The organism is Micromonospora trifolii, from assembly GCF_050516465.1.
GTDB lineage: Bacteria > Actinomycetota > Actinomycetes > Mycobacteriales > Micromonosporaceae > Micromonospora > Micromonospora trifolii.
In genome coordinates, this window is the sequence record NZ_CP191526.1 from 1,451,494 (window position 1) to 1,471,170 (window position 19,677).

The window sequence follows — 19,677 nt, forward strand, 5'->3', positions numbered from 1 at the left end:
CCGCCTCGTGGACTACGGTCGTCCGGTGACCGCGCCACCCCTCGACCCACCCGAGACCGCGGCCGTGGTCGACGGTGTGCAGCCCGCCGGGTTCACGGTCCGGCTGGCCAACTTCACCGGCCCGTTCGACCTGCTGCTGCAACTGATCGGCAAGCACAAACTCGACGTCACCGAGGTGGCCCTGCACACGGTCACCGACGAGTTCATCGCCTACATCAGGGCGATGGGCGACAACTGGGACCTGGACGAGGCCAGCGAGTTTTTACTCATCGCCGCGACCCTGCTCGACCTGAAGGCGGCCCGGCTGCTGCCCGCCGCCGAGGTGGAGGACGAGGCCGACCTCGCCCTGCTGGAGGCACGGGACCTGCTCTTCGCCCGGCTGTTGCAGTACAAGGCGTACAAGGAGGCGGCGGCGCACATCGCCGAGCTGGAGGCCGTCGGCGGTCGACGCTATCCGCGCGCCGTCAGCCTGGAGGCCCGCTACGCCGAGGCGCTGCCCGACCTGGTGCTCGGCATCGGCCCCCAGCGGCTGCTGAAGCTGGCCGTGAAGGCGATGACCCCGAGGCCGGTGCCGGAGGTCTCCATCGCCCACGTGCACATGGTCCGGGTCAGTGTCCGAGAACACGCGGCGATTCTCACCGCCCGGCTGCGCCGGGCCGGCATCGCCACGTTCTCGCTGCTCTGCGCGGACTGCGAGGCCACCCTGGAGGTGGTGGCCCGGTTCCTCGCGCTGCTGGAGCTGTACCGGGAGGGCCTGGTCTCCTTCGTGCAGGAGCAGGCCCTGGAGGAGTTGACAGTGCGCTGGACCGGCCCGGTCGACGGCGACACCGAGCTGCACGTCGACGAGTACGCCGGCACCCCAGCCGACCCGGATTCGCCGGAGCCTGAGCCTTCGGGGGCTGAGCCTGTGGGGACTGGGCCCGCGCTGGCGGGGACTGAGCCTGCGCTGGCGGCGATTGAGCCTGGGCCGGCGAGGGCTGAGCCTGAGCCGGTGGGGGAGGCCGGCGGGCCGGACGGGACGGGAACGACGGAGGGTGCGCGGGATGAGTGACGAGCAACGCCGGGACTCGCTGGCCGACCAGGCCGCCGCCTGGGTCCCCCCGTGGGACCGCCCCCGCCCGCCCGCCGACACCCCCGGGCCGCCGGACGAGACAGCCACAGCACCGGACACCGACGAACCTGAAGCGGCACCGCCCCGACCGGAGCCAGACGCCGCCGCCAATTCCGCCGAGCCGGACGTGGTCGCGTCGGGCCCCGCTCAGGCTGACCCGGATGGGCCGGTCCCGGTCGACGTGGGCTCGGGTGGGCCAGGCCCTGTTGAGCCGGGTGGGCCAGGCCCTGTTGAGGTCGCCCCGGGTGGGTCCGATCCTCTTGAGGTGGCCTCGGACGAGGTGGGCCCGGGTGAGCCAGATCGCGTTGGAGCGGCTGCGGACGAGGTGGGCTCGGCGGGGCCGGACCTCGGTGGGGTGACGGAGGCCACGGTGGGGGAGTCGGGTGGCGCTGGGGACGTACCCCGGCGGCAGCCGGCGGGGCGGCGGCGGGCGACTGTCGCGCCGGAGCCCGCGCCCGAGCTGTCCGACGCCGAGCTGCGCGGCGCGTTGGAGGCGATCCTGCTGGTCGTCGACGAGCCGGTCAGCGAGCTGGTGCTGGCCCAGGTGCTGGAGCAGCCCGCCGAGCGGGTGGGGCCGATGCTCGACGAGATCGCCGCCGGTTACACCGCGGCCGGGCACGGGTTCGAGCTGCGGCGGGCGGCCGGCGGGTGGCGGCTGTACACCCGGCCGGAATACGCTACGTACGTTGAGCGGTTCGTGTTGGACGGGCAGTCCGTGCGGCTGACCCAGGCGGCGCTGGAGACGCTCGCCGTGGTTGCGTACAAGCAGCCGGTGACCCGTTCGCGAATCTCAGCCATCCGGGGTGTGAACTGCGACGGGGTCATCCGTACGCTGGTCACCCGTGGCCTCATCGAGGAGTGCGGCACCGAACAGGACAGCGGGGCGTTCCTCTACCGGACCACCACGTTGTTCCTGGAGAAGCTCGGGCTGAACACCGTCGACGAGCTGCCGCCCCTCGCACCCTTCCTGCCCGACGACGTAGAAGAGCTTGCTGATGCGACCCGATAACCGTTCCCCCAAAGCCGACGCGCCCGTCTACGAGGGGGCTGAGCGCCTGCAGAAGGTGCTCGCCGCCGCCGGCGTGGGTTCCCGGCGTGCCTGCGAAGACCTGATCTTCCGCCGCCGGGTCACGGTGGACGGGCGGGTCGCCAAGCTCGGCGACAAGGTCGACCCGGCCACCTCCGTGATCCACGTGGACGGGGAGCGCCTCCAGGTCGACATTCGCCTGGTCTACGTGGCGATGAACAAGCCGCGCGGGGTCGTTACCACCATGGCGGACGAAAAGGGACGCAACGAGCTGGCCGACTTCATCGGCGCCCGGCTGGAGCAGCGGGTCTACCACGTCGGGCGGCTCGACGCGGACAGCGAGGGCCTGCTGCTGCTCACCAACGACGGCACCCTCGCGCACAAGCTCATGCACCCCTCGTACCAGGTGCTGAAGACCTACCTCGCCGAGGTGGTCGGGCCGATCCCGCGCAACCTGAGCAAGCGGCTGCTCGCCGGCGTCGAGCTGGAGGACGGGCCGGTCAAGGTCGACTCGTTCAAGGTGGTGGACACCCTGGGCAAAAGCGCCCAGGTGGAGCTGAGCCTGCACGAGGGCCGCAAGCACATCGTCCGGCGGCTTATGGAGGAGGTCGGCCACCCGGTCACCCGGCTGGTGCGTACCTCGATCGGGCCGATCCGGCTCGGTGACCTGCGGACCGGGCGGATCCGGAGGTTGACCAACGCCGAGGTCGCCGCCCTGTTCAACGTGGTGGGTGACTGACCCCCGAGTTCGGGGTACGGCAGCCGGTAGGCTCCACCGATGGCCGGGACGCGGCCGCCCGGGTGGCGTGGATCGCCTCCGGCGGCGTCGCGCGCGGGTCCGCTAGCGGACCTGGGCATGATTGATGACGATTGACAACCGCTTGCGGCGCCAGATCACCGGGCGATCCGTGAGGTACGGGCTGAGGAGGACACGGTGGAGGAAAACGTACGGGTCGGGCGATGTGTGGTCGCTGTGGACGGGCCGTCAGGTTCGGGTAAGTCCACCGTGTCGCGGCGGCTCGCCGCGAGCATCGGTGCGCGCTACCTGGACACCGGCGCGATGTACCGGGCGATCACGTGGGCCGTGCTGCGCTCCGGCGTAGACCTCACCGACGCCGCGTCGGTGGCAAAGGTCGCCGGCGAGGTCAACCTGCGCATCGGCACCCACCCGCAGGGGTACGCAGTGACCATCGACGGGGTCGGCGTGGACGCCGATATCCGTGGCCCGGAGGTGACCGGCGCGGTTTCCGCCGTCGCCGCGATGCCGGCCGTCCGTGAGCTGCTCGTCGCCCGGCAGCGCGAGATGATCGCCAACGCCGGTCGGATGGTGGTCGAGGGTCGTGACATCGGCTCGGTCGTGGCGCCGGACGCCGACCTGAAGGTCTTCCTGACCGCCTCCGAGGCGGCCCGTGCCGCCCGGCGCAGCGCCGAGGACGCCGCCGACGTGGCGGCCACGGCCGCCGACCTGGCCCGGCGGGACCGTCTCGACTCGACCCGCAAGGTCAACCCGCTGGCCCAGGCGCCCGACGCGGTGGTGCTGGACACCACCGAGCTGGGCATCGACGAGGTCGTCGCGCGGATGCGCGACCTGCTCACCGAGCGGGGCGTGGCATGAGCGAGCGTAGCGAGGGTGCGGGGTGGGTCGAGCTGCGTGAGCCCGAGGTCGTCCTCGAGGAACCGAGCGGCCCGCAGCCGGTGGTGGCCGTGGTCGGCCGCCCCAACGTGGGCAAGTCGACGTTGGTCAACCGGATCATCGGCCGCCGGCAGGCGGTCGTCGAGGACGTTCCTGGCGTGACCCGGGACCGGGTTCCGTACGACGCGCAGTGGAACGGCCGGGCGTTCACAGTGGTGGACACCGGCGGTTGGGAACCGGACGCGAAGGACCGGGCCGCGGCCATCGCGGCGCAGGCCGAGACGGCGGTCGTCACCGCCGACGTGGTGCTCTTCGTGGTCGACGCGATGGTGGGCTCCACCGACGTGGACGAGGCCGCGGTGAAGATGCTGCGGCGCAGCGCCAAGCCGGTGATCCTGGTGGCCAACAAGGCCGACAACAACTCCATCGAGATGGAGGCCACCTCGCTGTGGTCGCTCGGCCTCGGTGAGCCGTTCCCGGTGTCCGCGCTGCACGGACGGGGCTCCGGCGACCTGTTGGACGCCATCCTCGCCGCGCTGCCGGAGGCACCGGCGATCGTCGAGAACCGTCCGCGTGGACCGCGCCGGGTGGCGCTGGTCGGGCGGCCGAACGTCGGCAAGTCCAGCCTGCTCAACCGGTTCTCCGGCGAGGAGCGGGCGGTCGTCGACTCGGTGGCGGGCACCACTGTGGACCCGGTGGACAGCCTGGTCGAAATCGGCGGTCAGACCTGGCAGCTGGTGGACACGGCCGGGCTGCGCAAGCGGGTCGGCAAGGCCAGCGGCACCGAGTACTACGCCAGCCTGCGTACCGCCGGCGCGATCGAGGCCGCCGAGGTGGCCGTGGTGCTGCTGGACTCCAGCGAGCCGATCAGCGAGCAGGACCAGCGGATCCTGTCGATGGTGACGGAGTCGGGCCGGGCGCTGGTCATCGCGTTCAACAAGTGGGACCTGGTCGACGCCGACCGTCGGTACTACCTGGACAAGGAGATCGACCGGGAGCTGCGCCGCATCCCCTGGGCGATCCGGCTGAACCTGTCGGCGATGACCGGCCGTGCCGTGGACAAGCTGGCCCCGGCCCTGAACAAGGCGCTGGCCAGCTGGGAAACCCGCGTGCCGACCGCGCATCTCAACCAGTGGCTGACCGCGCTGGTGCAGGCCACCCCGCACCCGGTGCGTGGTGGGCGGGCGCCGCGGATCCTGTTCGCGACGCAGGCCGGTGTGGCACCGCCACGGTTCGTGCTCTTCACCACCGGCCCGCTGGACGCCGGCTACCAGCGCTTCGTCGAGCGCAAGCTCCGCGAGGAATTCGGGTACGAGGGCAGCCCGATCGAGATCTCGGTCCGCCCGCGCAAGAAGCTCGGCCCCGGCGGCCGAGGCAAGGCGCACGGCTGACGCGGTCCAGTAATCCCCGAATGCCGGATGGGCGATCCCGCCCATCCGGCATTTCCGTATCCATCCCCACCCTCCTAGGACGCTTTAGGGGTTGTGCGGTGGCTTCTTGTGGGGTGGTTCGGCTACGTCGCGACGCCGGTGGGGCCTGTGCGGACGGGCCGGAGCTGCTGCGCTAAGCTGTACCGGCTGCCGCAGGGGAAACCACGCGGGGGCGGGACGTGGCGCAGCTTGGTAGCGCACTTGACTGGGGGTCAAGGGGTCGTCGGTTCGAATCCGGCCGTCCCGACAGAGGTAGAGGGGCATTGCTCGCAATCATGCGATGCCCCGCTGGGGACCATTTGGGGACCTCAGCCCGGCGAGGTGCAAGGTCAGCGCCTCGCCGGCCGCGTGGATTGACTGCCGATCCGGATGCAGATACCGCTGAGTCGTCATCAGCGAGCCGTGGCCGGCAATCTTCCGTAGGACGTGCACCGGCACGCCGGCATCCGCCATCCACGTCAGCCCGGTGTGCCGTAGGTCGTGACGGCGCAGGTATTCGAAGCCCAGTGCGCCGACCACCTCATCCCAGTGCGTCGCGTCGCGCAGCACCGCCGTGCTGATCCGGCCGCCGCGAGGACCGACGAAGAGGCGGCCGTCATCCTCCGTGATCCGGTCGAGCTTCGCGGCCACCATCGGCCGCAGTTCTTCGATGATGGGCACCTGCCGCGCCCGCTTGCCCTTGGTGCCCTTGTCGACCAGGCCGCCGGGCCCGGTGGTGGTCTGCCGGCGCACCGTCCACAGCCAGGTGTCCCGGTCGATGTCGCCCTTGCGTACCCCCGACACCTCGCCGATCCGGGCCGCCGTGCCGGCCGCGAACATCACGACCTCACCCCAGCCGGGGTAGCGACCGTGCGAGCGCTCGACCAGCGCCGCCGCCAGGGTGGCGAGCGCGGTCCAGTTCGGAAGTGCCAGGGAACGGGGGTTGTCCAACTCGTCCTCGGCCCGTTGGTACTCCCGCTGCCACCCGGTCAGCCGCCCCGGGTTGCGGTCGATCAGTCCGTCACGCACCGCCTGTTCCAGGACCCGCACCAGGACGGCGAGGCTGTTCTTGACCGTCGAGCGTCCGCAACCCTCCGAGATCCAGCCGTGCGCGGCCCGGTCCACCGCCCCATTGGTGATCAGCCGCACGGGCAGGTGCCCGAGCGTCGGTACGACCCGCTTGCGCCATCCCGCTAGGTACGGATCGAGCGTCTTGCCCTCCAGGCCGCGCAGCGCCAGCCGCATCACGCTCTCGCCGTACTGCTCCAGGCGCATCGACGCCGCGTCGGGGTTGACGCCGCCCCTCGCCGCGCGCTGCATGGTGACGAGCCAGGCTTGCGCCTGCTCGGCATCACCGAACGCCTGCGACTTGGAGCGGCGTCGTCCCGACGCCGGATCGACCCACCGGACCCGGGCGCGGTACGGGTGCGGCCGGCCGGGACGGTGCTCGACGTCGGTGGAGACGGCGACGCCGATCGGGAGCAGGGGAGTGGTCACCGAGCCGGTTCCTCGGGATCGGTGCGGTGTCGACCCAGCCACGCCCGGACGTCCTCTGGGTCGTACTTGACGACCCGGGCGGACAGCCGGATGAACGCCGGCCCCTGGACGGGGTTGGCGGTGCGCCACCGCCGGACGGTGGACGGGTCGACCTTCACGAGCCGGGCAAGCTCCTCTGTGGTCAGCAGCGCGCCGGGCGCTGCCGGTACGTCAATGCTCATCGGATCCCCATGTTGTCGGTTCTACTGTCAAGGTGGGCTTGACGCCGGATGCGCGTCAGGCGACGAGGGTCTGTAGGTATTCGCGTGCCGCGTCTTGGTGCTCTCGGGCCATTGCGGCGGAGGCGTTGGCGAGCAGCGCGTCAGCGGTGGTGTGCCAGCCGGCGCCCACGAATTGCAGGAAGTTGACCACCAGCGTCGTCGGCTCGGTGCCGTCCGCGGCTTCCTGCGGCCCGCTGCTCTGGGTGCGGCGGAACACGACGCGTTGGTTGCGCAGCAGGGCGAAGGTGATCGAGTAGCGGCGGGACTTGGTGAGGAAGTGGCCGCCGAAGCCGAGCATGTGCGCCCAGCGGCGCAGCCTCCGCCAATCGCGGGGCGTGCCGAGCATCCAGCACGCGTCTATCAGGCGCTCGGAGTGGCTGCCGGCCGGGTCGGCGTAGATGTCGATGGTGTCGCCGGTCAGCCGATTCGAGGCGTGGCCGGTTACCTCGGTCGACTTGGTGGCGTACTTGGCCAGGTACGCGGCAACTTGGGCGTCGGTCACCTCGCCCCGGCCAGCCACCGTGATCACCTTGGTCAGCACCTGGCTGCCCCAGGTGATCGGCCAGCCGCCGGGGCGGGCGGGGTGGTCGGCGGTGGTGAAGCCGACGGTGGCGGTGGCGTGGTCAACGGCGGCCACCAGGTCGGCGGCGTCGAGCTGCGGCGGGGCCGGCACGATGGCGTCCGGGTCGTCGGGGTTCCGGCCGTCCAGCCGGATGATGGCATGGAAGTGCACGACGCCGCGCCGTTGCATCTCGGCGGCCTTGCCGAACGACAGCCGGACCGGGGACACCCACCGGGTCTTACCGGTACGCGGTGAGGTCACGGGGATGTCGGGGATGCCGCGTGCGGTGGCCAGCCGGTGCATGTAGCGGTTGATGGCGATGGTGGTGCGCCGCCACAGCTCCCCGGCCGAGAGGTTCCAGACCGCCTGCGCGTCGTGGTCGTAGCAGTCGAGGCACAGCGGCGTGCCCAGCCGGGCGTCCGTCTCCTCGTGGCGGGCGAAGCAGACCAGTCGCACGCCGTGCGGGCAGACCTTCAGCTCTCGGCGAGCGTGGCACGGCTCCGGTCGGCAGTCGCAGGCGGTCCGGCGGGTGCAGGTGTGCCGCTTGACGTAGCGGGTGTGCACCTCGCCGAAGGACGGCGCGGTGAAGGTCGGGAACACCGCCGGGTGGTGCGCGACCTGCTCGGGCACGCCCTTACCGCCGACGAGGCCAGCGCGCACGACCTGGTAGGCGTCGCGTTGGTAGAGCTTGGAGCAGGTCGGGCAGACGGCGGCGCGGCGGTTGCCGCACGGCTTGTAGATGACGCCGTCGGGCATGTCGGCTGTTGACCGCTCGGACAGGAGGCGGCCGGTGGCGGCCTCGACGGTGGCCATGGTGCCGACCAGGCGGATCGGGCGGGTGCAGCCAGCGGCCGGGCGGACGTGGCGCAGCCAACCGGCGAAGTCGGGTTGCGTCAGCCGGGCAGCGGCCTGGAGCCGGATATCGGCGGACGTGGCGTACCAGGGTTGAGCGGTCGGCTCGGCGCACGGGGCCGTACCCGAAGCAGGTGCTTCGGGTACGACGGTCAGCGTCGAGACGGTCAACGGGTCGCCTTCACGGGGCGTCCGTTGGCGGGCTGGACGGGTCGGTTGTTGGTGTTCGGATCGAGGTCCAGGACCGCGAGGGCTTGCGTGGCCTCATCGGAGGTCACCTTGAGGCGGACAGCCAGTTGGCCCGGGGTGATCGGCGTGCCGTGTTCGGTGCGGTACTGCTTCGCGACGCGGTTCGCTCGGGCGAGCAGGTCCGGGGCCACGATCGGCAGGGGAAGTTGGGCAGCGTCAGACGCGGTGACAGGAGTGTCAGTGGTGGACGGTGCCAACATCGGTGCCGAAGTGTCTTCGGGCTTGCTCGGTCGGGGACGGGCGGGGCGGGCAGTCGCATCGGGTGCGGGCGTCGACGGCTCCGGGGTGGGGGCCGGTCGCGGTGCGGTGATCCGGGTGGCGATCTGGGCCGGGGTCGGGATCTCGGGCTGGGCCGGCGTCGGTGCCGGTTCGGCGGGGTCGATGGTGGGCATGATGGGCAGCTCGGGCCGGCCGGGCGTCGGTGCCGGGACGGCGGGAACGGTGACGGTTGGGGCTGGCGTCTTGGCGGGTGCCGGGGACGCTGGTGCGGTGCCAGTGGCGGCGGTCAGAGTTCGACCGCTTCCCCGGCGGAGCAGGGCGCGCATGTGCACTGCCAGGCCGGCGACGGCCGGGGGCAGTGCCCCGACGATCGCGGCCAGGACCACGCGCCACACCTCGACTCCGGTGGAGAAGGTGGACAGCAGGTGGTACGCCGACTGGGCAGCGATGCCGATGCCGGCAGCACCGTAGGTGTTCTTCTTGGCGAATGCGGCGACCTGTGCGGGTACGGGGGCCATCCACAGCACCAGGGCGACGACCACGTAGCCGTCGACCGCGATGGGCATCAGCCAGGCCAGGGCGAGGCTGACCGAGGTGCCGGGGACCGTGATGCGGGCGGTGAAGCCGGCGAGTTCGGCCAGCGCGATCCAGGTGGAGGAGGACAGGCCGAACGACGCGGCCAGCACCGCCCACGAGGCGATCGACGCCAGCCGGGGCTCACCGGCCACCAGCCGGGTAGAGGTTGGATTCGGGTTGGTGGTCACGCCGTGGCCCTCCCGTCAGCGAGGCCGAACAGGGTCGGTTCCTCACCGGAAGGCAGCGAAGTGGGTTGGGCCGCCCTGCGGGATGCCGTCCGGTTGGTCCGGGCGGTCTTGAGGTTGTGCAGGTCGGCGAACTGGTCAGGCGTCAGCACGGACAGCGCCTGCTTGTCTTCGCCGCGCCGTCGATACAGCAGCGGACGAACCGTGGCGTTGGTCGGGCAGTCCGTCACCCCGTCGGGGTAGCGGAAGCCGCAGCCGGGGCACAGTGACGGTGCCGGGCTACCGGGGTAGTGATCGGCGAACACCTGCGCGAGGATCGCCACCGTGACGCCGAGGCCGGCGCGGATGAGCCGCTCGTCCAGGGCGACGCGGTCGGACCGGTCGCCGTAGCGCATCTGCACCGCCTGCCGGGACACGCCCAGCCGGTCGGCGATCTCCGCCCAGGAGTACCGGTACGGAGCCTGCCGCAGACCAGCGACGGCGAGCCGGGTCACGGCGTCCACGTCAGTGGACAGGGTCGCGAGTGACCGCAGCGCCTCGATGTCGCCGGCAGCGACCCGACGGGCATACGCCCGCAGGATGCGCCGCACGAATGCGTCGAACTCGGTGGTCTCCACCGACTGCTTGGCGCGCTTGGTGCGGGTGCGCGTCAAGCCGGGCTTGACGGTGTTCTTGTTCATGCCGCACCGCCGTTGGTACGGTCCCACTGGTCCGCAGCCGCCCGCAGGAGCGCGATCACCTGATCGGCGGTGCGGTCCTTGGCGTCGTTGAACCCGTACGCGTCGCAGTGCTCGGGGTCAGGGTCGGTGTAGCCGATCTGAGCCTCGACCACGTCGAGCGCGATGGCGAAGTCCAGGTAGCCGGGGTCGGCGTGGTTGAGCGCCGGAGCGTCGACAGGTCCGCCGTAGCAGACCATGCCGACTGCGCCGACCAGACAGGCCGGGGGCGTGAACGACCCCGACGTGGCGTCGTAGTAGGCGCCCTGCGTCCAGCCGTGGCGGGACAGGTACAGGGCGGCGTCCCGCAGCGTGCGGGCCGGGGTGGTCACCTGCTCGGCGACCGTGTTTTGGGTAGCGTGCATGACGGCAGCTCCTTCCGGGCTGTTGATGGGGCGGGTCGGCTGTGTCCGGGGTGCTTTCTCAGGGCGAATCCCGGTGCTGCCGGCCCGTTTCTATGGGGTTCGGCGCTGAGGGCGGACCATCCGCCGCAGGGCCGCGTCGAACTCGCTGACGATCCGCATCAGGTGCGACCGGGCGTTGGTGTCGCCGGCCGCGAGGCTGATCCGGGTTCGGATCTCGGCGTGCTGGCTGCCATCGGCGGCCAGCACCCGGGTCAGGACCACCACACCGTGACCGGGAACCCGGAGCGTGACCGGCTGTGCCCGGTGCTCGCCCAGGCCGCAGGCGTGCCCTCGGGCGCACCAGTCCGGGTGAAGGTGGTCGTCGGTGGTCGGCCAGGTTGACGAAGTGGCCGGCCGGGGTCGGATACGGATACTCATGCCGCACGCCCCTTGCGGTCAGCCCGCATGCGGGCGGCGTAGGTCGCGATCCGGGCGCAGGCCGCGTCATCCAGGTACGCGGCTTTGATCAGTTGCGGGATGCCACCCTCGGCGATGAGCAGTCCCACGCCGGGATTGGTTGGGCTGATCGTGTTGGACGACCAGCCGCGGTCTGCCCACCCGTGCCCCAATACGATGTCGGAGGACACGTTAGTGGTGCACCGGAAGGCGCACCGCCAGGCGAACAGGTCCCGCAGACTCGTCGGGATGATGTCGGACGACGGGCGTTGCGTCGCCGCGACGACGATGATGCCGACCGCCCGGCCCCGAGCCACCAGGTCCCGCAGCAGACCCGCGAAGTCCTCCCGGGTCTTCTTGTCCCCGACCGTGGCCGAGAAGTAGGCGATCTCATCGATGGCGACCAGGATCGGGCTGAACACGTCATCGCGTTGGGTCTTCCGGCGGCCCTCAACTTCCAGGTAGGCGTACCGGTTGTCCATCACGATCTGCATCCGCCGCAGCGTGGCCAGGGCATGCATGATGTCCGGGCCGACGAATACGTCGGCGCAGCTCTTCCACTGGCCCAACTCGACCTGCTTGCCGTCCAGCAGGCACAGCCGGCAGTCCAGCGACAGGGCGGCGTGAGCCACGATCAGGTTCAGCAGGGTCGACTTGCCGCCGCCCGGTTCCCCACCGATCAACAAGTTGCGGTAGATCAGCGGGACCTGCACCGGGTGGCCGAACTCGTCCACCCCGACATGCACCGGGTCGAAGATCGACACGGTCGGGTCGGCGGGCATGCCACCCGGTACGGGAGGAGCGGTCAGCGTCGACATCGCCGGCCCGCTCAGGCCGCCGCTGGCGCAGCGGTCGACCAGGGGTCATCCGCCGGCGCTTCCGGGGTGAATCCGTCCCCACCGGAGCGGGTCCGGGACATCTTCTTCACCGTCGCCGTGGCGAACCGCAGCGACGGGCCGACCTCGTCCACGTCCAGGCCGTACGCGGAGCGCTTCTCGCCCTCCTCGTTTTCCCACCGCGACAGCCGCAGCCGACCGGCCACCACCACGCGGGTGCCCTTGGCGAGGGACTCGGCGATGTGCTCCGCCAGGTCCCGCCACGCGGTGCAGGTCAGGAACAGCGGGTCACCGTCGCGGTACTCGCCCGAGGCGCGGTCGAACACCCGAGGCGTGGACGCCACGGTGAACTTCACCAGCGCCACCCCGGCCGGGGTGAACCGCAGCTCCGGGTCGGCGGTCAGGTTGCCGACCACCGTCACGGTCGTGTCGTTTGCCATTGCAGATCCTCCTTGGATCAGTTCCGTGCGGTGAGCCAGTAGAGAACGGACACCGCGCATCTGTTGAACAACTTGTGCAACTTGCATGAATCAGCGGCGCGAGTTGCGCTGCTCCGGTGCCGGCTCCGGCACGTCCAGTAGGTCCAAGCCCAGCGGCGGCATGGCCGGCGATACCGGGGCGTTCTCGTCGCGCATCCACGCCACCCAGGCCGACAGCGGCGAGGCCACCAGGCCAGTCAGCGGGTCACGACGGGTGATGTCGACCCGCACCAGGGCTGCATGCTTGGCCGACGCACGAACCATTCGCGCCTCGCCCGCCCAGCAGGCCACCGCGAGCTTGTCCGCCTTGCCGTCCAGGTCCATCAGGTCCAGGCCTGGCCGCAGCCACACCCACACCCGCTCCCCGGCCGGCGTCGGCCGCGCCCACAAGATCAGCGGCAACCGACCCGGGTGCAGCCGAGACGCCGAGCGGATGAACTCCGCGAAGCACAGCCGCAGCCGATGCCGCACCACCACGCACCACACCCACGCCGACACCCGGCGACGGACCCGGCCGACACCGAAGACCACGCCGAGCACCAGGACCAGGAGCACCAGCGGCACCGCCGGGTGCGTCGCCCGGGACAGGTACGCCATGCCGACGAAGAGCGTGACCGCAGCGACGATCTCGAACGCCCACCACCACAGCACCCGTAGCGCCGGCCACACCCGGACCACGGAGGCGACCACCAGGCCACACACCGCGCCGGACAACAGCCCGATCACCACCGCAAGCACCAGGGGCACCGTCACCGACGCGGTAGCGGCCACCACCAGGGCGACGGACGCCGCCACGACGAGGAACGCCACCCGAGCCTTCTGCGCGTACGACCGCGACACCGGCGTTTCCACCAACGTCACCGCGCCCACCGGGCGCTCACCGAACAACCGTTTGGCCATGCTTCGACTCCCTCCATGACCCAAGTACTAACCGAGTTAGTACTTCGGACGCTACGACACCGCGTCCTTGATCGCCAGCCCCTCCGGGTCGGCGAGTCTCGGCAGCGGAACTTGTAGATATGACGATCACTCAGGTACTCGTCGAACGACAGGTGTCACTGCGGGGTCAGGCCGCTGTCCCCTTCCCTGTCACCCCCGTAGCGGGGCCATACTGGGCTCATGGGAGACACGGGCAGCGCGGGCGAGGGCCGGCCTCTGTGGGCTCGGCGCATCCGAAACGAACGGGCCGCCCGAGGGTGGTCGCAAGCTGAGGCGGTCGAAGCCCTCCGGGCGCACGCCTCATCTGAGCTGCCGTCGAACGGCAGCCTTCTCCGAAACTGGAAGCGTTGGGAGGCGGGCGACGCCGAGCCGGACGACTTCTACAAGGGCCTCATCGCGGTTACGTTCGGCACCGTCACCGCTGCGTTCTTCCCACGACGTGGCCGCGACGACGTCGACAAGACTTTGATGGCTGGCACTGGCCTGGACACCCTCGAAATCGTCACTCGCATGCGCGCGTCGGATGTGTCCCAAGCGACCCTCGAAGGGCTGAGGATCACCGCCGACAGGCTGTGCAGCGAGTATCCCTACGCCGACTCGGCAGACCTGCGAGTCGAGGGACACACGTGGCTGCGCCGCATGACGGCACTTCTCGACGCTCGTCTCACGCTCGCCCAGCACAGAGAGCTGCTTACCTTGGCGGGAACGGTCGCCCTCCTGGTGGGTTGCGTCGAGTACGACATGGGTCGACGCACCGAAGCCGAGGCGACCCGTAGGGCGGCGTTGCAGCTCGGGGAAGAGTCCGGGGACGTGAACGTCGTCGGTTGGGCGCAGGAGATGCGGGCGTGGTATGCGCTGACCGCAGGTGATTTTCGCGGCGTAGTCGCTGCCGCCGAAGCAGGCGAGGCAGCCGCGCCGCGCCAAAGCGTGGCAGTCCAACTAGCTGCCCAGCGGGCGAAAGCATGGGCGCGAATGGGCGACCGGCGTCAAGTCGAGCTTGCCCTAGACCAGGGCCGCCGCATCCTTGAAGGACTGCCGTACCCGGAGAACCTGGATCACCACTTCGTCGTCGACCCGGCCAAGTTCGACTTCTACGCGATGGACTGCTACCGAATCGTCGGCGAGAACGGGCTTGCTGAGGTCTACGCGGACGAGGTGATCCGCTCGTCCACGGACAGCAGCGGCATCGTGCGCAAGCCCATGAGAGTGGCGGAAGCACAGATCACCCTTGGGGTCGTGGCCGCACGAGCGGGCGACTTGGATCGCGCCGTCGACCTCGGCCGCCAGGCGCTCAGCGGGAACCGGCGGTCGCTGCCATCGCTCGCCATGGTGGCCACGGACCTGTCGTCAGTGCTGGCCAAGCAGTACCCGGACGCGCCAGAGACGCGGGACTTCGCGGACGAACTGCGGGCAGTCAAGGCCGCCCCGAGCGCCTAGCGTTCAGCGTCCTCGCCTGAGGGCGATTGAACCTCCGTCCGCGCTCTGCCGCCGACACCGGGCCGGGGTCGCGCCTCATGCCAGCCGACAATGTGCGCCGGCCGCCACACGTGCGTCCGCCCAACAGTCAGGTCGGGCGGAGGCATCTGCCCCCGCTTCCGGTACGTCGCCACCGTGCCGACCCGCACCCCGAGGTATGCGGCGACGTCCGAGGTCGTCCACCACTCCGCGTCGGCATCAGGGTTCGTCACGTCCGCCATTCTGCCTGCGCTAAGCGTTCAGCGCACCTATGCCATGGCTCGGACCTGGACGCCTGCGCCAGCGCACAGGTGGCTCCCAGTGCCAGCATCGCCCTCCGAGATATGTCACCGGTCCTCGGCCGTTGGTGCACCTTCTTGCCGGCAGATGCCGGACGGCTGCTTGTAGGTAGTAACACGCAGGCAGCCTAGGACCAGCGTTCCCGCAGCCAGATATCTGACAAAACTGGGTCTGAACATCCACCACTCGCGGCGTACCGTCGGCCCCAACGAGCGGCAGCTGGGCGATGGGGAGTCGATGGAATTTTTCGTTACGACGGTCATTGCAGCGATTTCGATGGTGGCCGGGATTGCTGCTTATAGGATGGGCAGAAGGCAGGCGCTCAAACGCCTTCACTACACTGTGAATCGCTATGAATTCCTGCTCTGGCAAGATGAGACCGTCGCAGCGCGAGTAAATGGACATACTCTGATCTACCCAAGCATCTATGTGTTCAGGTTGGAGCACACCGGCAATGCACCCATTGTAATCAACGACTTCTCCGGTCCAGTCCGGATCCACTTCGGCAAGCCAGCTCAAATCATGGTTGGCCTAGTGCAATGGAACCGTCCGAGAATTTTGGAGACCAGCACACATCTCGAAGCAACTGGCGGCGACCTTCTCATTAAGCCCGTTCTCCTCAACCCGCGAGATCGGATCGAGGTGATTATTGTAGTTGATGGGGTGCCCTCTAAGCCCTTCGTGGAGGCCCGCATCGCTGGGGTGGAGGAAGTTGCCTACCTGCCTCCGAGGCGTGAGGGCATCCAGATGAAGCTCGACGGCACGTCGCTGATCTACAAAACGACCGAAGAGTGGCCCCAAGTCCCCGGCAGACTTGACCCCACATTTTTCGTTATCCCGGCCGTCGTTGATCCGATAGGCAGCCTCCACCAGCACGTTGAACTTATGGTAGACGGTGTTTCGGTGCCGAACGCGCATCGCTATCTCGTGGTCTTCGAGGCGAAGGATGGAAGGCCGGTCCGCCGGAACCACCTTGATGGCCCGCTTTCCCTTGATTGGCCCACTTCCGAACTGAAGTGCGTGAGGGCGAAGCTGGGCGATCGATCTCTGAGCAAGGACCAGATGTCCCGTTTCCTCAGATGGAATCAGCACAACCTAGAGATCACTCCGGCTCCGCTGAAAGCTGGCGAAAAGCTGTCGGTGGACGCAATTGTTTCCGGACCCGGCGAGGATGTTTTAGTCAAGAACATGCCGTCCATCATGAGGGACGTGCAGATCGGGCGAGTGAATCTTAAAGACTTTGTGGACGACAACCTTGCCAGCGTCGAACCTCTTGTCTTGCTTTCGAACGAAAAAGCGCATGCTCTGTGGTGGACGTGGGCTCCCGTTGTTCAACGAAAGGCCGACAGGATGTGGCGAGAACTTCAGTCTTCTCTCAAGAAACTGTCCCATAGTGACCGGCGGTGAGAACTTTCCATACATCTTCAAGGGCGGCCCTGCGGGCCGCCGCGCCGGGCCACTCGCCGGCCGCCCGCGCCTTGCCGCTTCGCTTCCGGCGCGGGCTGGCAGTGGATACTGCGAGTCCCGGCGGACGCGCCGAAGCCCCGGCCGACCGTCACCGGCGGCAGCCAGGGCTTCAAGCTTCCCGTCTACGGCCCCTCCGGAACGCCCTTACGTCTCGTATGCCCGCCAAGGCCGACACTCATTGGAGGACGCGGTCACAATGGACGCCGTGAGCGATCTTACGAAGCGGACTGCGATCGATGTTGCTGCAAGTGCAGCAGGCGGAACGGTGGGACCGACGGTGACAGCGCTGATGGCGACCGCGGCCGCAGTGACGCATAACCCCGACTTGATCGCGCTGTCCGTACCAGCTGGCGCACTGGCCGACGCGATGACGGAGCAGGGCATCCTTCTCGTCACGAGGGCGCTCCTGAACCCTGCAGAGCGCGTCGGGCAGTTCGCAGACGCCGTAAGCGAAGAGGCTGCGGAACCCATCGAGGACTTCATCGACAAGCACGTCACAAGTGCAAGAGAACGCGAGTTCTTGGGTCGCGTAGTGGACGCCGCGACAGCAGCACAATCCGACTGGAAGACGCGCGTGCTCGCTCGCGCGTTCGTTAGAGGCGCAATAGACGGCGACCTCATCGATGAGACGGAGATGTTCATAGCAGCGACCCGGAACATTGAAGTCCCTCACGCGCGCTTCCTCGCGGCTGCTCACAAGATCTTCACCGGGCCTGACCCAAAGGGCGCTCGTACCACTACCACTACTCAGGGGGTTCTCGAAGCCGACCAGAGAATCGGACCTTCCGCAGTCCTGTTGTGGCGTGATCTTCGCGACCAAGGATTTCTCAAGGAAGCCGAGTTGCGGGATCGCGGAACTGCCACATACAAGATGACCGACCTTGGTTTCGTCGTGTGCTGGTGGCTTGCCAAACTCGGTACTGATCTGGACGAACCCCGGGCCTCCTTGGCCGACGAATCGCCAGAACGTCCCGCAGCCTCCGGCGGGTAGGGCCTCCGGCCCTACAACCCGGGAGGGCCTCCGGCGGCCGGGGCTCCGCCCCCGGACCCTGGGCGGCTCTGGGATGTCCGATCCCCGGCGGCCCGTCGCACACCGGAGGCAGCCAGCCCGTGCCTGCCCGGTCAAGGTCGTTCGTCCGGTGGGGCGCTCCACCTTGACCGGGCAGGCACGGCCCGGCCGAGCGAAGCTTGCGCGACGGGATGCCACACCGGCACACGAGCCACCCGCCGTCTTGACAATCAAGAGCCGGACACCCTTTAAGATCACGCGGCCCAACGAGGGCGCAACCGCCGCCACAAAGAGCCGAAGAACGATGACAACGAACCCGAACGATATGTCCTGCTCGGCGTCAAGTTTCCGGCCATCGCCGGAGGCCCGGGCGCTGCCCCGCTTGGTTCGAGATGTACCACTGCGCGGCCGACGAGGTCCGGAGCACGTCCCACTGTCCGGCCACGCGGCGATGTCCCTGTGGACGATGCCGATCAAATGTGGTGTTGTGAAAGCCTGTCCGCCGCTGTTCGAGAGGGGTCCATAGTGCCTGTAATCGCCGACCGAGTTGTGCTGAGGGCATGGCGGCACAAGAACCAACCGGACCGCATTCACTTCATCGTGAGGCGCGCCGATGGGAGCACACGCCGGCTTTGGGTGGGCGAAAGTCACTTCCTTTATGAGATCCTCGACAGCCACCTTCTCGCCTTGGGCTACACAGGCCCTGCGAGTGGAAAGGCGGACCCGGAGGAGGACGAGCCAGGCGCCGAGGCGGGATAGCAAACCTAGGCGAAACCTGGGAGATGATCTTTCAATCCGTCGCCACTCGCACTCCCTCATGCTGACAGCAACCAACAGCTTGACCAGCGCCCAATCCGAAGTGGCCAAGCGAGCGGCCGACCTTGACCTGGTTTGGGACGAAGAGGTCGTTGGTTCCCGGCTAGCGGCCCTAATGATCCGGCCCAACCCTATGGGGACCAGATGGGGACCACACGTCAGGAACCGACGCCCACGACTGGCATTGCTGCGTACGTCGCGCGAACCGTCCCACCGTGGCCGACGTGCGGGGTTGTCTGACGCGACGTCCTGGGGGTCAAGGGGTCGTCGGTTCGAATCCGGCCGTCCCGACAGAGAAGAAGCCCTGACCAGCGGAAACGCTGGTCAGGGCTTTAAGTTTGTCTATGGGGTTTTGAACCGCCCCCCGAAACCCCCCATTTACCGGAGTCGGCGACCAGGTTCGTCACCCCTGCGCATCGTTGGGCAATGCGTGTGTGGGACTTCGCCCGCGGTCGGCACCGAGTCGCTCGAGGATGTCCGAGACGTCCGGGGCTTGGGCGGGTTTGGCGATGTAGTACGTGGCGGTGATTCCTCGCTGGAGTGTCCAAGCTGTGCTGCGGCGCTTTTCGTGTCGGTCTCTTCCTTGATGAGGGTGGCCACGGTCTTGCGGAAGGTGTGTGGGGTGACCCAGGCGAGGTCGGTGTCGGCGCGATCCTCACGCCACTGGCGGCGGACGTTGTTGGGCGAGAGCCAGGTGCCGCGTCGGGAGGCGAAGATCGCGTCGTGGGGGTTGCCGGCAGCGGCGAGCTTGCGGGCCATGATCATGCCGACGGCGAACCGGGGCAGCACGACCATTCGCCAGCCGGCGTCGCTCTTGACCCAGGGTTGGCGGAAGAAGCCCTGGCCTTTGACGAAGACGAGCGTGCCGCAGATCGTCAGGGTGGGGCGTTCGGCGGCGAGGTCGAGGTCCTCCCATCGCAGGGCGAGGATCTCGCCGATGCGGGCGCCGGTGGCGAGCATCAGGTCGACGACGTCCGCCAGGTCGCCGCTGTGCCGTGGTCCAGGCTTGCCGGGGGTGGGTCGCTGCCAGTCGCGGATCGCCGTCCGGACGGCCTGGAGATTCTCATCGGTGAGGGCGGCGACGACCGTGCGGCGGGGTTTGCGGAGCCGGCCGGTGTCGCGTACGGGGTTGGTGGGGATCGATCCGCTCGGTTCGCTACCTCAGGCCGGGTGACCGGCGGAGGCGCCGATCTCCGCAACGAGAGCTGGGCGCACCCCGTTGGCGACCTCCGTGTGGGCTCCTGCGAAGAGCGGCGTCCTGTGGGCCAACAGGCAGTCCA

19 protein-coding genes and 1 tRNA gene are annotated in these 19,677 nt (G+C 68.9%); 9 read left to right on the forward strand and 11 right to left on the reverse strand.

Annotation, left to right across the window (positions count from 1 at the left end; all coding sequences use genetic code 11):
* Nucleotides 1-25: 25 nt before the first annotated feature.
* The 6 genes from ACQRWP_RS06640 to ACQRWP_RS06665 all read left to right on the forward strand — a co-directional run bounded on the left by ACQRWP_RS06640 (nucleotide 26) and on the right by ACQRWP_RS06665 (nucleotide 5,448).
* Nucleotides 26-1,051 (forward strand): segregation and condensation protein A, encoded by a 1,026-nt coding sequence (locus tag ACQRWP_RS06640; protein ID WP_430501260.1) that lies wholly within the window; start codon nucleotides 26-28, stop codon nucleotides 1,049-1,051.
* Nucleotides 1,044-2,120: an SMC-Scp complex subunit ScpB gene (gene scpB / locus ACQRWP_RS06645; RefSeq protein WP_430501261.1), complete on the forward strand. Its 1,077-nt coding sequence runs from the start codon at nucleotides 1,044-1,046 to the stop codon at nucleotides 2,118-2,120. Before ACQRWP_RS06640 ends, scpB begins: the two co-directional genes overlap by 8 nt.
* Complete coding sequence (locus tag ACQRWP_RS06650; RefSeq protein ID WP_430501262.1) at nucleotides 2,107-2,877, forward strand: pseudouridine synthase; 771 nt, start codon at nucleotides 2,107-2,109, stop codon at nucleotides 2,875-2,877. The genes scpB and ACQRWP_RS06650 overlap by 14 nt, the downstream gene beginning before the upstream one ends.
* 195 nt (nucleotides 2,878-3,072) lie before the next feature.
* The gene (gene cmk, locus ACQRWP_RS06655) at nucleotides 3,073-3,753 is read left to right on the forward strand and encodes a (d)CMP kinase (protein WP_430501263.1); all 681 of its coding nucleotides are present in this window, start codon (nucleotides 3,073-3,075) and stop codon (nucleotides 3,751-3,753) included.
* Nucleotides 3,750-5,162, forward strand: coding sequence for a ribosome biogenesis GTPase Der (gene der / locus ACQRWP_RS06660; RefSeq protein ID WP_430501264.1), 1,413 nt, complete (start codon nucleotides 3,750-3,752; stop codon nucleotides 5,160-5,162). Before cmk ends, der begins: the two co-directional genes overlap by 4 nt.
* Nucleotides 5,163-5,374: 212 nt before the next feature.
* Nucleotides 5,375-5,448, forward strand: a tRNA-Pro gene (locus ACQRWP_RS06665).
* A 26-nt stretch (nucleotides 5,449-5,474) separates the two neighbouring features.
* Here ACQRWP_RS06665 and ACQRWP_RS06670 read toward each other — a convergent pair.
* The 10 genes from ACQRWP_RS06670 to ACQRWP_RS06715 form a co-directional block, all read right to left on the reverse strand.
* Nucleotides 5,475-6,500 carry a tyrosine-type recombinase/integrase gene (locus ACQRWP_RS06670; RefSeq protein WP_430503145.1) on the reverse strand — a complete coding sequence of 342 codons (1,026 nt, stop codon included), beginning with the start codon at nucleotides 6,498-6,500 and terminating at the stop codon, nucleotides 5,475-5,477.
* A gap of 173 nt (nucleotides 6,501-6,673) precedes the next feature.
* Nucleotides 6,674-6,898: a helix-turn-helix transcriptional regulator gene (locus ACQRWP_RS06675; protein ID WP_430501265.1), complete on the reverse strand. Its 225-nt coding sequence runs from the start codon at nucleotides 6,896-6,898 to the stop codon at nucleotides 6,674-6,676.
* 55 nt (nucleotides 6,899-6,953) lie between these two features.
* Nucleotides 6,954-8,522, reverse strand: a complete 1,569-nt coding sequence (locus ACQRWP_RS06680; RefSeq protein ID WP_430501266.1) for a replication initiator — start codon at nucleotides 8,520-8,522, stop codon at nucleotides 6,954-6,956.
* Nucleotides 8,519-9,583, reverse strand: coding sequence for a hypothetical protein (locus tag ACQRWP_RS06685; protein WP_430501267.1), 1,065 nt, complete (start codon nucleotides 9,581-9,583; stop codon nucleotides 8,519-8,521). Before ACQRWP_RS06685 ends, ACQRWP_RS06680 begins: the two co-directional genes overlap by 4 nt.
* The gene (locus ACQRWP_RS06690; protein WP_430501268.1) at nucleotides 9,580-10,260 is read right to left on the reverse strand and encodes a hypothetical protein; all 681 of its coding nucleotides are present in this window, start codon (nucleotides 10,258-10,260) and stop codon (nucleotides 9,580-9,582) included. Before ACQRWP_RS06690 ends, ACQRWP_RS06685 begins: the two co-directional genes overlap by 4 nt.
* Nucleotides 10,257-10,661 carry a DUF6197 family protein gene (locus ACQRWP_RS06695; RefSeq protein ID WP_430501269.1) on the reverse strand — a complete coding sequence of 135 codons (405 nt, stop codon included), beginning with the start codon at nucleotides 10,659-10,661 and terminating at the stop codon, nucleotides 10,257-10,259. Before ACQRWP_RS06695 ends, ACQRWP_RS06690 begins: the two co-directional genes overlap by 4 nt.
* Nucleotides 10,662-10,751: 90 nt before the next feature.
* Nucleotides 10,752-11,078: a hypothetical protein gene (locus ACQRWP_RS06700; RefSeq protein WP_430501270.1), complete on the reverse strand. Its 327-nt coding sequence runs from the start codon at nucleotides 11,076-11,078 to the stop codon at nucleotides 10,752-10,754.
* Nucleotides 11,075-11,914, reverse strand: coding sequence for an FtsK/SpoIIIE domain-containing protein (locus ACQRWP_RS06705; protein WP_430501271.1), 840 nt, complete (start codon nucleotides 11,912-11,914; stop codon nucleotides 11,075-11,077). Before ACQRWP_RS06705 ends, ACQRWP_RS06700 begins: the two co-directional genes overlap by 4 nt.
* Before the next feature lie 11 nt (nucleotides 11,915-11,925).
* Nucleotides 11,926-12,372, reverse strand: coding sequence for a single-stranded DNA-binding protein (locus ACQRWP_RS06710; RefSeq protein ID WP_430501272.1), 447 nt, complete (start codon nucleotides 12,370-12,372; stop codon nucleotides 11,926-11,928).
* A gap of 90 nt (nucleotides 12,373-12,462) precedes the next feature.
* Complete coding sequence (locus ACQRWP_RS06715) at nucleotides 12,463-13,311, reverse strand: hypothetical protein (RefSeq protein ID WP_430501273.1); 849 nt, start codon at nucleotides 13,309-13,311, stop codon at nucleotides 12,463-12,465.
* Nucleotides 13,312-13,530: 219 nt separating this feature from the next.
* Between ACQRWP_RS06715 and ACQRWP_RS06720 the strand changes: the two genes are divergently transcribed.
* From ACQRWP_RS06720 to ACQRWP_RS06730, 3 genes are all read left to right on the forward strand, one after another.
* Complete coding sequence (locus tag ACQRWP_RS06720; RefSeq protein ID WP_430501274.1) at nucleotides 13,531-14,787, forward strand: XRE family transcriptional regulator; 1,257 nt, start codon at nucleotides 13,531-13,533, stop codon at nucleotides 14,785-14,787.
* 555 nt (nucleotides 14,788-15,342) lie between these two features.
* A complete protein-coding gene (locus ACQRWP_RS06725) occupies nucleotides 15,343-16,512 on the forward strand; it encodes a hypothetical protein (protein WP_430501275.1) in 1,170 nt (389 codons plus the stop codon).
* A gap of 265 nt (nucleotides 16,513-16,777) precedes the next feature.
* Nucleotides 16,778-17,563: a hypothetical protein gene (locus ACQRWP_RS06730; protein ID WP_430501276.1), complete on the forward strand. Its 786-nt coding sequence runs from the start codon at nucleotides 16,778-16,780 to the stop codon at nucleotides 17,561-17,563.
* A 1,212-nt stretch (nucleotides 17,564-18,775) separates the two neighbouring features.
* On the opposite strand, the gene ACQRWP_RS06735 is transcribed toward ACQRWP_RS06730, so the two are convergent.
* Nucleotides 18,776-19,357, reverse strand: coding sequence for a tyrosine-type recombinase/integrase (locus ACQRWP_RS06735; protein WP_430501277.1), 582 nt, complete (start codon nucleotides 19,355-19,357; stop codon nucleotides 18,776-18,778).
* Nucleotides 19,358-19,677: the final 320 nt, after the last annotated feature.

Bases quoted from the DNA above. Each gene is read 5' to 3' on its own strand.
- scpB (WP_430501261.1), top strand. From the start codon at position 1,044: ATGAGTGACGAGCAACGCCGGGACTCGCTGGCCGACCAGGCCGCCGCC.
- ACQRWP_RS06650 (WP_430501262.1), top strand. From the start codon at position 2,107: ATGCGACCCGATAACCGTTCCCCCAAAGCCGACGCGCCCGTCTACGAG.
- der (WP_430501264.1), top strand. From the start codon at position 3,750: ATGAGCGAGCGTAGCGAGGGTGCGGGGTGGGTCGAGCTGCGTGAGCCC.
- ACQRWP_RS06670 (WP_430503145.1), bottom strand. From the start codon at position 6,500: ATGCAGCGCGCGGCGAGGGGCGGCGTCAACCCCGACGCGGCGTCGATG.
- ACQRWP_RS06675 (WP_430501265.1), bottom strand. From the start codon at position 6,898: ATGAGCATTGACGTACCGGCAGCGCCCGGCGCGCTGCTGACCACAGAG.
- ACQRWP_RS06690 (WP_430501268.1), bottom strand. From the start codon at position 10,260: ATGAACAAGAACACCGTCAAGCCCGGCTTGACGCGCACCCGCACCAAG.
- ACQRWP_RS06695 (WP_430501269.1), bottom strand. From the start codon at position 10,661: ATGCACGCTACCCAAAACACGGTCGCCGAGCAGGTGACCACCCCGGCC.
- ACQRWP_RS06700 (WP_430501270.1), bottom strand. From the start codon at position 11,078: ATGAGTATCCGTATCCGACCCCGGCCGGCCACTTCGTCAACCTGGCCG.
- ACQRWP_RS06705 (WP_430501271.1), bottom strand. From the start codon at position 11,914: ATGTCGACGCTGACCGCTCCTCCCGTACCGGGTGGCATGCCCGCCGAC.
- ACQRWP_RS06710 (WP_430501272.1), bottom strand. From the start codon at position 12,372: ATGGCAAACGACACGACCGTGACGGTGGTCGGCAACCTGACCGCCGAC.
- ACQRWP_RS06715 (WP_430501273.1), bottom strand. From the start codon at position 13,311: ATGGCCAAACGGTTGTTCGGTGAGCGCCCGGTGGGCGCGGTGACGTTG.
- ACQRWP_RS06720 (WP_430501274.1), top strand. From the start codon at position 13,531: ATGGGAGACACGGGCAGCGCGGGCGAGGGCCGGCCTCTGTGGGCTCGG.
- ACQRWP_RS06725 (WP_430501275.1), top strand. From the start codon at position 15,343: ATGGAATTTTTCGTTACGACGGTCATTGCAGCGATTTCGATGGTGGCC.
- ACQRWP_RS06735 (WP_430501277.1), bottom strand. From the start codon at position 19,357: ATGCTCGCCACCGGCGCCCGCATCGGCGAGATCCTCGCCCTGCGATGG.